The organism is Pseudoalteromonas sp. ECSMB14103, assembly GCF_000813065.1.
GTDB lineage: Bacteria > Pseudomonadota > Gammaproteobacteria > Enterobacterales > Alteromonadaceae > Pseudoalteromonas > Pseudoalteromonas marina.
Genome location: NZ_JWGY01000007.1, coordinates 89,646 through 102,099, shown reverse-complemented (window position 1 = coordinate 102,099; position 12,454 = coordinate 89,646). Strand labels below are relative to the sequence as shown.

Genomic DNA, 12,454 nt, shown 5'->3' with positions numbered 1-12,454 from the left:
TTTATTTAACCGACTGTGAAAGTGCTTTTGCAAAGTTCTCAGTTACAGCTTGTCTTTTCCCTGTTGGTACATGCTCTTTTAGGATATGCGTGATAGAATTTCCTAAACACATAAGACTTAAATCAACCGGTGCTTTGTGTTGAGTTAGCACATCAATAAGCTGGTCGACGATTTGTTCTACTTCTTCATTAGAGTATTTTGATAAGATTGGCATCAGTTGGTTCAATAAAATAGTTATATTCCCGTATTTTAACACTTGAGGCGTGAAAAACAAAGATGACAACAGACGTTAAAAAATTAGTCGTTCATTATGTAGACAAAAAAGATGACGATACGCAAATTCACCTTCGCAACGACGAAATGATCATTAATGATAAAGTCGCTGTTTTTATCGAACAATTACACCATGCATTCACGGGCAAGCCAGGTAAAGGTTACTGTGCCTTTAGTGGCGAGAAAAACAGTATTGTTGCGTCATCAATGCAAAGTTACCGCAATAACGAGCTGGGCTTTTGGCATTTAACTGAGCAAGCATCTACCGTATTAAAAGAAGAGCTAGATAAATACGCATTTAACGAAACAGGCTACTTGGTATTTTGTCATTACCAGTACGTAGCTACGGATTACATGTTAATTGCCATGATTAATATTAAAGAGCATTACTCAATGACCTCTGAGCTTGATTTAGCAGCATCGCGTCATCTTGATATTTCTCGTATGCAGTTAGCAGCGCGTATAGACTTAACTGCTTGGGATACACAGCCTGAGGATAATCGTTATATTTCGTTTATCAAAGGCAGAGCAGGGCGAAAAGTTGCTGACTTTTTCTTAGACTTTTTAGGCTGTGAAGAAGGTGTTGATCCTAAACAACAAAGCCAAGTTATGCTAAATGCAGTAGAAGATTACCTATCTGAGCAGCAGTTTGATAAATCAGAAAAAGACGATTTACGTAAGCAGGTTTTTGATTACTGTAACGATTGTGTAACGACCGGTGAAGAAGCAAGCGTAACTGAACTATCAGCGGCTATTTCAAAAGGCGATGACAGTCCGTTTGACAGCTTTTGCAAGGACCAAAGTTACGATTTAGAAGAAACGTTCCCAGTCGATAAAAAAACCGTGACCAGTATGGTTAAATTTTCAGGCTTAGGCGGCGGTGTGAGTGTAAGCTTTGAGCGCAAGCATTTAGGTGAGCGTGTAACCTACAACGAAGCAACAGATACGTTAGTAATTAAAGGTATTCCACCAAACCTTAAAGATCAACTGCAACGCTTTATGGAAAGTGAAGGCGAATAAGCCAAGCATTCCCACAATAAAGAGATTTAAAGCGTGATATTTATATCGCGCTTTTTTATTGCCTGTTACGCCAATAGTTAATTTAAAGCTAGCGAGCAGACCTTTTAAACCTGCTATGCCACTGTTTAGTAGTTACTTGTAAACGTTGAGCTTGCTCACGTTAGAAGCGCAGCTTCTTGTTACTTATAATTTAAAAATTACCGCCGAGGTATTTTGCTAAACCTTAAAGATCTTATTTGCACAAAGAGAAGAGAATGAGGAGCAAATGAGCAGAAAAACAAATTTAAGCCGTATTTTCACTTCTCTAAAAGCGCAGCGTCTCTAAACCTCTTTGTGAATATTTGTTTTCAAAATAAAAACCCGTTGCTTAAAAGCCAGTAAGCAGTCCGTTTAAAGGCGCTATGCTTAAGTGTAAGTTGATTTTGTAAACGTCGAGCTTGCTCACTTGTGAAGCGTAGCTTCAAGCCTTAAAGATCTTAATTGCACAAAGAGAAGAGAATGAGGAGCAAATGAGTAGACAAACAAATTTAAGCCGTATTTTCACTTCTCTAAAAGCGCAGCGTCTCTTAATCTCTTTGTGAATATGTGTTTTTCAGAATAATAATCTGGTGTTCAAAAGCCAGCGAGTACTCCGTTTAAACGTGCTATGTAACTGTTTAATATTTACTTGTAGACGTAGAGCTTGCTCACGTTAGAAGCGCAGCTTCTTGTTACTGTATTTTGTTCTAAGTGAAAGCATTACTGATTTAAAACAAAAAAGCCCCGCTATTTAAAATAGCGGGGCTTTTAAATTAAGCGTTATTTACTAATCAGCGCTTAACGTTTTTGTCATTGCAGAACTTGCACGACCAGCAGGTTTAATTGAACCTGGGCGTAAACCACTATCAGGGATAAGTTCACGTTTATCGTGAGCCATAGCCACTGGTACATGTTTTACTTCACTATCTGCTGCTGGAGCAGGTTGTGCCATTGGTGCACTTGCGTGTCCTTTAGTGATCACTGTTTTAGAATTTAAAGTTGCCTCAGCCGCTTTTTCAACTACTGGTGCTTCTTTAGCTTCTACAGGCGTCTCTGTAGTCTCAACCGGTACCACTTCAGCTTCTAAAGCAGGTTCTTCAGTTTTAACTGATTCTTCAACTTTCACTGGTTCTTCAGCTTGCACTGGTTCTTCAGTTTGCACTGGTTCTTCAGCTTGCACTGGTTCTTCAGTTTGTACTGATTCTTCAGTTTGTACTGGTTCTTCAGCTTGCACTGGCTCTTCAGCTTTAACTGGTTCTTCAGTTTGCACTGGTTCTTCTGCTTTAACTGGTTCTTCAGTTTGCACTGGTTCTTCAGCTTTTACTTGCTCTTGAGCAACTTCAACTTTAGCTAAATCTTCAACAGCAACTGCTTGTTCAACCTGTTCAGAAGCGTCAACAGCCGTTTCTTCCGATTTAGCCTTAAGTTCTGCTTCGTACTCTGCAGCAGCTTGGTCAGCAACCGGTACAAAAGCAGGGGCTTCATCAGATTTAGCTTCAGCACTTTCACCTTCAGGGCGGCGACGACGCTGACCTGATGCACGAAGATGGCGAGGAGAACGACGCGAACGTGTACGCGTTTGCTCTTCTTCAGTTGCTACAGTTTCATCTTTCGACTCAACAGTCTCTACTTTTTCTTCTTTTACAGGTGTAGGCTTTTCAGCGGCTACTGGCTTTTCTTGAGCTTCAGGCTTTGCTTGAACCTGCGGCTTTTCTTCTACTGCAGCTGTTTCAACAGAAGTTTGTTCAGTTGCTTGTAGTTGCTCAGCATTTTCGTCTTGAATACGTACTTTCTTACGAACGTTACGACGTTGACGACGAACCTTAGGCTTATGCTCTTTAGGTGCTTCTGCAGCATTCGTATCAGCATTTGCTTTTGCAGGCGCATCTGCCGCTTTAGTTTGATCTTTATCTGCTTTGTGCTCAGGGCGCTTACGAGAGTTAGAATTACGACGACGCTTGTTGCGGTTTTCGTTCTTCTCTTGGTTCTCGTTTGCTACCGGTGAATTAGTTTTTGTTTCTACTTCATCAGTATTGCGTTCTGTGCGTTGTTTAGAGCGTGGGTTATTACGACGACGTTGATTGTTATTACGACGGCGGTTATCGTTTCCACGACGTTTATTATTACGTGCTTCTTCTTGCTGCTTTTCAACGGCTTCTTTTTTCTGCTCAGGTGTTTCGCTAGCAAAAATAGATTTAAACCAGTTAGCAAGTGCAGTAAATAATCCCGCTTCTTCTTTAGCGGCTACCGCTGCAGGTTTAGCTGCTGGAGCCGGCGCTGCTTGTGGAGCAGGGCTTGAAGGCATAACAACACCTTTTAGCATAGGCTCTTCACGAACAGGTGCTGCAGGCGATTTTGACATTTCAAACGCTTCTGGTTCAGGCGCAACAACTTGCTCGTAACTTACTGTTTCAAGTGTTTCGTCTTTACGTAAGCGCATTACTTCGTAGTGTGGTGTTTCCATGTGTTGATTAGGAATAATCACTACATCACATTTGTGATGCTTTTCAATACGGTGAACACTACGGCGTTGTTCGTTTAACAAGTAGGCGGCAACAGCAACAGGTACTTGTGCATTTACTTGAGAAGTGTTGTCTTTAATTGCTTCTTCTTCAATTAAACGAAGGATAGACAGTGCAATCGACTCATTAGAGCGAACCGTACCTTGGCCACTACAACGAGGACACACACCTTGGCTTGCTTCACCTAACGAAGGGCGTAGGCGCTGACGCGACATTTCAAGTAAACCAAAGCGAGAAATTTTACCAATTTGTACACGAGCACGATCTGGGCGCGCAGCGTCTTTTAAGCGGTTTTCTACTTCACGCTGGTGACGTGGCGGTGTCATATCGATGAAATCTATAACAATCAAACCACCTAAGTCGCGTAAACGTAATTGGCGTGCAATTTCGTCAGCTGCTTCAAGGTTAGTATTAAGTGCTGTTTCTTCAATATCGCCGCCTTTTGTAGCTTTAGACGAGTTGATATCGATAGACGTAAGTGCTTCAGTAGGGTCAATAACAATTGAACCGCCTGATGGTAAACGCACTTCACGTTGGAACGCAGACTCAATTTGGCTTTCAATTTGGTAGTGTGTAAATAACGGTGTGTCGCCTTGATAAAGCTTAACGCGGCTCATAAAATCAGGACGAAAACGCTCAATATGCGCTTTAGCTTCTTCAAAAACACGTGGCTTATCAATTAAAATTTCGCCAATATCACGACGTAAATAATCACGAATCGCACGGAAAATTACGTTGCTTTCTTGGTGAATTAAAAACGGCGCTTTAGCACTGTCGGCAGCTTGTCTAATAGCTTCCCAGTGAACTAATAACGCTTTTAAATCGTAATTTAATTCTTCAAACGATTTACCAACACCCGCAGTACGCACAATTAAGCCCATACCTTTAGGTAGTTCTAAACGGCTGAGTGCTTCTTTAAGTTCGGTACGCTCATCACCTTCAATACGGCGAGAAATACCGCCAGCACGAGGGTTGTTAGGCATAAGTACCAAGTAACTACCAGCAACACTAATAAAAGTTGTTAACGCTGCGCCTTTTTGGCCACGTTCTTCTTTATCAACCTGAATTATTACTTCTTGGCCTTCTTTGATCACGTCACGAATATTCGGACGACCATTAAAGGTGTAACCAGCAGGGAAGTAAGTGCGGGCAATTTCTTTTAAAGGAAGGAAACCATGACGATCAGCACCGTAATCAACAAATGCTGCTTCTAAAGATGGTTCAATGCGTGTGATTTTGCCTTTATAAATATTGGCTTTTTTCTGTTCGTGACCTGGGCTTTCTATATCTAAATCATATAGGCGCTGGCCATCAACCAGTGCTACGCGCATTTCTTCTTGCTGCGTTGCATTGATTAGCATACGTTTCATATTGTTACTCTATTAAATTATGTCGCTGACATGACGATGTTTTCTCGCCTGTTCAGTTGTTCCTATTTTTAGAATGTGCAGCCTCACGACTGGGTCTTTAACGGAACGGCTCTGTATTTTCGTAAGCAGTATTTTTAAATGCTGGCAAACAATAGCGTACTAAACGCTATTAAATTCTTAATGGTGTTAAAACTGTCGGCTTTTCAGCTACGTCTACAAGTTTTACCCAGAAGTCGGCCTGTCATATCAATCTTATTAAATGTCATTCATATTAGGCGCGTAGGGCTCATTAAGTGGGTGAGCAATACAGTGTGATGTATCGCTAAATCCTGGTTTAAGAGCAAAATTCGCTGCCGATGTTAATGAATACTTATTTATTAGATTTTTTTAGTTCTAAATAAGCTGCTTTACGGTACTACAATAATTGAGCAGTTGCTGAACGGCGCTTTTTACGCCGTCACTATCAGACAAATTATCTGTTCATTGCTTTTTCAATCGCATTAAAAACCACTTCATGTTCAAACTTAACCTGCAATATATTACGCGCATTGCTGTTAGTTGACCGCACGTGTTTACTAGGTATGTATAAAAGCTTTGGAAAACTTAACTCGGATCTGTATGATCGGCTACCCAGAATGTGCATCACGAATGTTTTAATGTGTTAAGTTAAAAAGCACCGTTGTTATTTGCAAATACTAAATATTTGCGCTGCTGATTATCCCACTATTATAACAGTGTTAGCAACTAAATTATTTTACTTAAATCAGTGATTAGGCAATGTCAGAAAAAACCGGCTTACAAGTATCTTTTGTCACAATCAACGAAGACCATTTAGGTCAGCGAATTGATAACTTTCTTATTACCCATTTAAAAGGGGTGCCTAAAAGCGCAATCTACAAAATTCTTCGTAAAGGCGAGGTGCGTGTAAATAAAAAGCGTATTAAGCCAGTATATAAATTACAGTTAGACGACATCATTCGTATCCCACCTATAAAAGTGGCAGAGCGCGAAGAGTTTGTGCCTTCAAAACTAGATAAAGTAACGCGCCTTGAAGACGATATTTTATTTGAAGACAAATACCTCATTGTTATAAATAAACCATCAGGCATGGCTGTTCATGGCGGCAGTGGTTTAAGTTATGGCTTAATAGAAGCGCTGCGCGTACTTCGCCCAGAAGAGCGCAACCTTGAGCTAGTACACAGGCTTGACCGCGATACATCGGGGTGTCTACTAATTTCAAAACGCCGCTCAGTTTTAACATCGTTACACGAGCAACTTCGTGAAAAAACCATGGAAAAAAACTATTGGGCGTTAGTTGATGGCCAGTGGGATGGTAAAACTAAAAACGTAACCGAAGGCCTGCGCAAAAACACGCTTAAATCGGGCGAGCGCGTTGTTCGCGTAGACAATGTTGAAGGCAAGCCGTCGCATACTCGTTTTAAAGTACTAGAGCGTTTTAACGAATGTTCACTTGTACAAGCGTCGCCGGTGACAGGGCGAACACACCAAATTCGTGTACACACCCAATGCAAAGGGCATCCAATTGCATGCGACGATAAATACGGTGACCAAGCGTTTGACGCAGGAATGCGCAAAGTAGGTTTAAATCGCTTATTTTTACACGCGCACGATTTAAGTTTTTATCACCCTAAAAACGAAACCACTATGCGTGTAGAAGCACCCCTTGATAAAGCCCTTAGCAGTTGCTTATTAAAGTTACGCGCAGCTAAAGAGTCTTAATGTATGGCCAGTAATCAATACAAATTAGTTATTTTTGATTGGGACGGCACCATCATGGACTCAATTGGCAAAATAGTTAACTGTATTAAATGCAGTGCACAATCTTTAAATATTGCACCGCCAAGCGACACCGCAATAAAAAATATTATTGGGCTGTCGCTTGAAAAGGCAATTGAGGTGCTATTCCCCAGTTACCCAACAAAGCAAACCGCACTAATTAATGCATACAAGGCACATTATAAAGTTGACCCAACACCTACACCTGTATTTAATGATGTAGCAAACGTACTCAATGCCCTTAAACAAAACGGGGCAGTACTTGCTATTGCAACAGGTAAAGGAAGAGACGGTTTAGAACGCTTATTAGATCAAAGCCAGCTGAGGCATTTTTTTAGTGCCACCCGCACAAGTGACGACGCACAGTCTAAACCCTCACCCGATATGCTTTATCAATTATTAGCGGAGCTTGGCGTAAGTGCCAACGAAGCTGTAATGATAGGTGATACACAAATTGATATGGCAATGGGTAGGGCAGCAAACATGGACCGAATAGGCGTTACTATGGGTGTACACAATGCACAGCAATTAAGTGAGTATGACCCAATTGCAACAGTCGATAGCTACCAACAGTTGCAACAGGTTTTAATAGGCTAACACTTAAAGCAAGCGTTATTTGGTTTGAAGGCTCAACACATCAACATTAAACTCAGCTAATAATTGGCTGAGTTTAATGAGTGGCAATCCAATTAAACTATTGGGATCGTCACCGCTTAGTTTTTCAAATAAACAAATGCCGAGTCCTTCACTTTTAAAGCTACCAGCACAATTATAAGGCTGTTCTGCATCGCAGTAAGCGCTAATTTGTGCTGTAGTGAGTGTTTTAAAAGTCACATTAAATGGTTCAACAAGGCTTCTACTTTGCCCACTTTGAATATCAAAAACACATAATCCGGTTAAAAAAGTAACTGTTTGGCCACTAAACAGGCTCAATTGCTTTACGGCGTTTTCTTTAGTGTGCGGCTTACCTAAAATTTGGTCATTAAACACAGCCACTTGATCAGAGCCAATAACTAAACCTTCGTTAAAATGTTTAGTAGCTTCAGTAGCTTTAAGTTCACTTAAACGCTTAACTAACTCATTGGGTGTTTCGTTTTCAAGTGCTGATTCGTCAACATCGGGTGAAAAGGCTTTAAACGGTAAATTAAATTTTTGTAATAAAGACTGCCTAAAAGGCGAGCTTGAGGCTAAAATAAGCGAGTGCTTCATGAATGGTTTTCCTAAGATAAATCAGATTGAGTTAGGATAAATCAGATCCGTGAGTAAAACACGTGAAAAACCTAGTAAAAATGGTTTTTTACTTTGACTAACAAACTAACTATCTATATGATGCAGCCCCTATGCAAAAGGTAAAAATCCCCTTCACTCTTCATCCTGGGAAAGCAGCGCAACACCGTTTATCATACGATGGTATTGTACCGCTTGAAAAACTGACTCGTTTACGAGGTGTTGTACAGGAAGAAGTAGGTGAAATAGCGGTAAAAATTCAGTGCAAAAACGATGAGCAAGGTTTAGTTGTGATTAGCGGCAATTTGTCCACACACGTTACTGTAACTTGTCAACGTTGTAATGATGATTTAGGGTTGGATTTGGATCAAGACTTTATGTATTCGCCAATTGGTTTGGATGCTGAGTCGGATGATCTTCCAGAAGACTACGATGAAGTAGCGCTTGATGAAAACGGTGAAATTAACGTGTTTGAGTTAATCGAAGACGAATTAATTTTAGCGGTGCCATTAGTGCCTACACACAACGAAGCTTCGTGCAATTACTCGTCAAAGCCTGCCAGCTTTGGTGTTTTAAAAGCGGAAGATGATAAACCAAATCCATTTGATATTTTGAAACAACTTAAGAAAGATTCTTAGGAGAAGACTAATGGCTGTACAAAAAAGCAAAAAGTCTCGTGCAAGACGCGGCATGCGCCGTTCACACGATGCGATCAACGGTCCAACTTTAACAGTTGACCAAACTTCAGGTGAGACTCATCGTCGTCACCATGTAACTGCTGACGGTTACTACAAAGGCGTTCAAGTAATTTCTAACTAAGAGATTGCTTTGATGCTGAATAATCTAACCATAGCGTTAGATATGATGGGGGGCGATTACGGCCCCCGTTCATCTATTCCTGCTGCTGTTAGTGCAGTAAACGCTCACGCCAACCTTACACTTATACTGTGTGGTAACGAGCAAGTTATATCTAAAGAACTCGAATCCCTCGATTCTTTATCTCACCCAAGACTCATAATTCGTCACTGTAGTGAAATAGTCACTAATGCCTGCGAACCTGCTGTTGCTGTTCGTTCAAAAAAAGATTCCTCAATGCGCGTTGCCCTTGATTTAGTTAAATCAGGCGAGGCTCAAGCATGCGTAAGTTCAGGTAATACTGGCGCATTATTTTTTATGGCGCATTACGTATTAAAAATGTTACCCGGTGTAAAACGTCCCGCACTTATTTCATCGGTACCTACAGAGCGTAAAAATCCAGTGTATTTGCTCGACCTAGGCGCCAACGTACATTGCGATAGCGAAATACTCTACCAATTTGGCTTAATGGGCTCAGTGGTTGCAGGCCAAGCACTTGGTTGTGATAACCCACGGGTAAGTTTGCTAAACATTGGTGCCGAAGACATAAAAGGCCACGACGATATAAAACATGCCGCACAATTAATGCAGCAAAGTCCGCATATAAATTATATTGGCTACAGTGAAGGCAGCGATATTTTTACAGGCAAGGCCGACGTTATCGTATGTGAAGGGTTTGTTGGCAACGTTGCCCTTAAAACCTGTGAAGGCATAGCCAAACTTATCATGAATAAGTTCTCAAAAGCCCTCGAAAAACACCTTATATATAAATGTATGGCGTTTATGCTAAGCCCAATCATAAAAAAACTCTATAAAAGGGTGAACCCCGACCAGTATAACGGTGCTTCTCTGGTAGGATTGCGCGGTATTGTCGTTAAAAGCCATGGAAATGCCTCAGCTAAAGCATTTCAAGCAGCAATCGATGAAGCGGTAAAAGAAGTTGAACGCCAACTTCCCACTAAAATAGCCGCTATTTTCGAAAAAACACATTCTAAAGACACGGTGGCCAATCAGTAAATTGATGTGCCGTGTATTTCATTATTTATTTGTTTAATTAAAAAGAGCAAAGTATGGCACAAAAAATTGCACTTCTATTCCCAGGTCAAGGTTCGCAAAGCGTAGGTATGTTACAAGCGCTTTTAGAAACCTCTGACATTGTAAAATCAACGTTTGCAGAAGCATCAACCGCATTGGGATACGACTTAGCAGCGTTAGTTCTTAACGGTCCAGAAGAAAAACTAAACGAAACCCACCGAACTCAACCTGCATTATTAACAGCAAGCGTTGCGATTTATCGCGACTGGTTAGCTAAAAACCCAGACGCCGATGTTGTCATGGCAGGGCACAGCTTAGGTGAATATTCAGCACTGGTATGCAGTAACGTAATTAGTTTAAGCGAAGCTGTAAAATTAGTAGAAAACCGTGGCTTGTACATGCAAGAAGCCGTACCAGCAGGTGTGGGCTCAATGGCCGCTATTATTGGTTTAGGCGACGACGAAATTAAAGCGGCGTGTGCAGCATCAGCACAAGGCGAAGTTGTATCGCCAGTTAACTACAATTCACCAGGTCAAGTTGTAATAGCCGGGCATAAAGCGGCAGTGGATAGAGCATCAGTAGCCTGTAAAGAAGCGGGCGCAAAACGCGCATTACCGTTATCGGTTAGTGTGCCTTCGCACTGCGAACTGATGAAGCCGGCAGCAGAAAAACTGGCGAATGATTTAGCCGCTTTAACATTTAATACACCTAAGTGTGATGTAATCAATAATGTAGATGTAAAAGCAGAAAGTTCAGCTAACGCGATTAAAGATGCACTTGTGCGTCAATTATACAGCCCAGTACGCTGGACAGAAACCGTGCAAGCTTTAGTGGCGCAAGGTGTAACGCAAAGCTACGAATTTGGTCCGGGTAAAGTATTAACAGGCCTGGCAAAACGAATTGATAAAGCAATGGTATGTGGCTCAGTAAACGACGCCGCTTCAATTGATACAGCTAAATAAGAGTAAAAAAATGTCTAACTTATTTTCTTTAGAGGGCAAAGTTGTCCTAATTACAGGCGCAAGCCGTGGTATTGGTAAAGCAATTGCAACTATGCTGGTTGCACAAGGCGCAAAAGTCGCTGGTACAGCAACAAGCGAGTCAGGTGCGGCTAACATTAGTGACTATTTAGGTGATAACGGTAAAGGTTATGCATTAAACGTCACCGATCCTGCTTCAATTGAGGCTACTTTGGCAGCAATAAAAGCCGACTTAGGTGATATTGACGTACTAGTAAATAACGCAGGTATCACGCGCGACAATTTACTTATGCGAATGAAAGAAGCCGAGTGGGACGATATTATCGACACCAACCTAAGCTCTATTTTCCGTTTGTCTAAGGCAGTATTACGCCCAATGATGAAGAAAAAGAACGGCCGTATCATTAATATTGGTTCGGTAGTAGGCACTATGGGTAATGCTGGGCAAGCTAACTACGCTGCGGCTAAAGCGGGTGTTATTGGTTTTTCTAAATCACTAGCACGTGAAGTTGCCTCGCGCGGTATTACAGTAAACGTAATTGCACCGGGTTTTATCCAAACAGATATGACCAACGAGCTAACCGATGAACAAAAAGCAGCCACTTTAGCTAATGTACCTGCGGGTCGTTTAGGTCAACCTGACGAAATTGCAGCTGCAGTGTGTTATTTAGCATCTGACGCTGCTGCGTATGTATCAGGCGAAACTTTGCATGTAAATGGCGCGATGTATATGGTTTAATAACCATATAGCCATTACAAGAGTAAAATTAAGTTTGCATAATTCACTAAAAAACATTGAATTATTTGTGAACTTGCTTTAAACATACTTGAAATTGCTATTAAAATAAGCGATAACAGGGAAAACACACACTCAGAGGTTTGACCAGACAATTATTTACGGTCAGATCATTGAATCAGAGAATTATGCGGCGTAAACTACCCCGCAATCTGAAAATAACGCATTGGCGTTTTAATAAAGGAAAGAAGAATGAGCGATATCCAAGAACGCGTAAAAAAAATTATCATTGAACAACTAGGTGTTAAAGAAGAAGAAGTTAAAAACGAATCTTCTTTCGTAGATGACCTAGGTGCAGATTCTCTTGATACTGTAGAACTAGTAATGGCTCTTGAAGAAGAGTTTGACACTGAGATCCCAGACGAAGAAGCTGAAAAGATCACTACAGTTCAAAGCGCAATCGATTACGTAACAGCTCACGCTGAGTAATCAATTGTGTATTAAAGGCAGCATTCGCTGCCTTTAATCTATGTATCCAAACCACCTCAAAGTTCATGATTCAAAAATCAAACCTTAACTCCCCAAATTTAACTAACATTAATTTTGTTTGCGTTATGTGTT

12 protein-coding genes are annotated in these 12,454 nt (G+C 41.1%); 9 read left to right on the top strand and 3 right to left on the bottom strand.

All coding sequences use genetic code 11. The features are described 5' to 3' along the window. Window position 1: 1 nt before the first annotated feature. Complete coding sequence (locus RF53_RS12585) at window positions 2-214, bottom strand: DUF1414 domain-containing protein (RefSeq protein WP_006794656.1); 213 nt, start codon at window positions 212-214, stop codon at window positions 2-4. A gap of 62 nt (window positions 215-276) precedes the next feature. On the opposite strand from RF53_RS12585, the gene yejK reads away from it, so the two are divergent. After that, window positions 277-1,293, top strand: a complete 1,017-nt coding sequence (gene yejK / locus RF53_RS12580; RefSeq protein ID WP_006794655.1) for a nucleoid-associated protein YejK — start codon at window positions 277-279, stop codon at window positions 1,291-1,293. Between the two features lie 805 nt (window positions 1,294-2,098). Here yejK and rne read toward each other — a convergent pair. Then, the gene (gene rne, locus RF53_RS12575; RefSeq protein ID WP_039037886.1) at window positions 2,099-5,203 is read right to left on the bottom strand and encodes a ribonuclease E; all 3,105 of its coding nucleotides are present in this window, start codon (window positions 5,201-5,203) and stop codon (window positions 2,099-2,101) included. Between the two features lie 777 nt (window positions 5,204-5,980). On the opposite strand from rne, the gene rluC reads away from it, so the two are divergent. Together rluC and RF53_RS12565 are read left to right on the top strand one after the other, a co-directional pair. After that, window positions 5,981-6,943 carry a 23S rRNA pseudouridine(955/2504/2580) synthase RluC gene (gene rluC, locus RF53_RS12570; protein WP_039037885.1) on the top strand — a complete coding sequence of 321 codons (963 nt, stop codon included), beginning with the start codon at window positions 5,981-5,983 and terminating at the stop codon, window positions 6,941-6,943. 3 nt (window positions 6,944-6,946) lie between these two features. Continuing rightward, window positions 6,947-7,597 carry an HAD-IA family hydrolase gene (locus RF53_RS12565; RefSeq protein ID WP_039037884.1) on the top strand — a complete coding sequence of 217 codons (651 nt, stop codon included), beginning with the start codon at window positions 6,947-6,949 and terminating at the stop codon, window positions 7,595-7,597. Between the two features lie 15 nt (window positions 7,598-7,612). Here RF53_RS12565 and RF53_RS12560 read toward each other — a convergent pair whose 3' ends face one another. Continuing rightward, complete coding sequence (locus RF53_RS12560; protein ID WP_039037883.1) at window positions 7,613-8,209, bottom strand: Maf family protein; 597 nt, start codon at window positions 8,207-8,209, stop codon at window positions 7,613-7,615. Window positions 8,210-8,340: 131 nt separating this feature from the next. On the opposite strand from RF53_RS12560, the gene yceD reads away from it, so the two are divergent. From yceD to acpP, 6 genes are all read left to right on the top strand, one after another. Beyond that, complete coding sequence (yceD, locus tag RF53_RS12555; protein ID WP_008126337.1) at window positions 8,341-8,865, top strand: 23S rRNA accumulation protein YceD; 525 nt, start codon at window positions 8,341-8,343, stop codon at window positions 8,863-8,865. Window positions 8,866-8,875: 10 nt separating this feature from the next. Beyond that, the gene (gene rpmF / locus RF53_RS12550; protein WP_004587686.1) at window positions 8,876-9,046 is read left to right on the top strand and encodes a 50S ribosomal protein L32; all 171 of its coding nucleotides are present in this window, start codon (window positions 8,876-8,878) and stop codon (window positions 9,044-9,046) included. A 12-nt stretch (window positions 9,047-9,058) separates the two neighbouring features. Continuing rightward, complete coding sequence (gene plsX, locus RF53_RS12545; RefSeq protein ID WP_039037882.1) at window positions 9,059-10,099, top strand: phosphate acyltransferase PlsX; 1,041 nt, start codon at window positions 9,059-9,061, stop codon at window positions 10,097-10,099. Window positions 10,100-10,152: 53 nt separating this feature from the next. Further along, on the top strand, window positions 10,153-11,079 hold the full coding sequence (gene fabD, locus RF53_RS12540; protein ID WP_039037881.1) for an ACP S-malonyltransferase: 927 nt from the start codon (window positions 10,153-10,155) through the stop codon (window positions 11,077-11,079). Between the two features lie 10 nt (window positions 11,080-11,089). After that, window positions 11,090-11,836 (top strand): 3-oxoacyl-ACP reductase FabG, encoded by a 747-nt coding sequence (fabG, locus tag RF53_RS12535; protein ID WP_039037880.1) that lies wholly within the window; start codon window positions 11,090-11,092, stop codon window positions 11,834-11,836. 249 nt (window positions 11,837-12,085) lie between these two features. Next, window positions 12,086-12,322, top strand: coding sequence for an acyl carrier protein (acpP, locus tag RF53_RS12530; RefSeq protein WP_006792304.1), 237 nt, complete (start codon window positions 12,086-12,088; stop codon window positions 12,320-12,322). The last annotated feature ends 132 nt before the right edge of the window (window positions 12,323-12,454 follow it).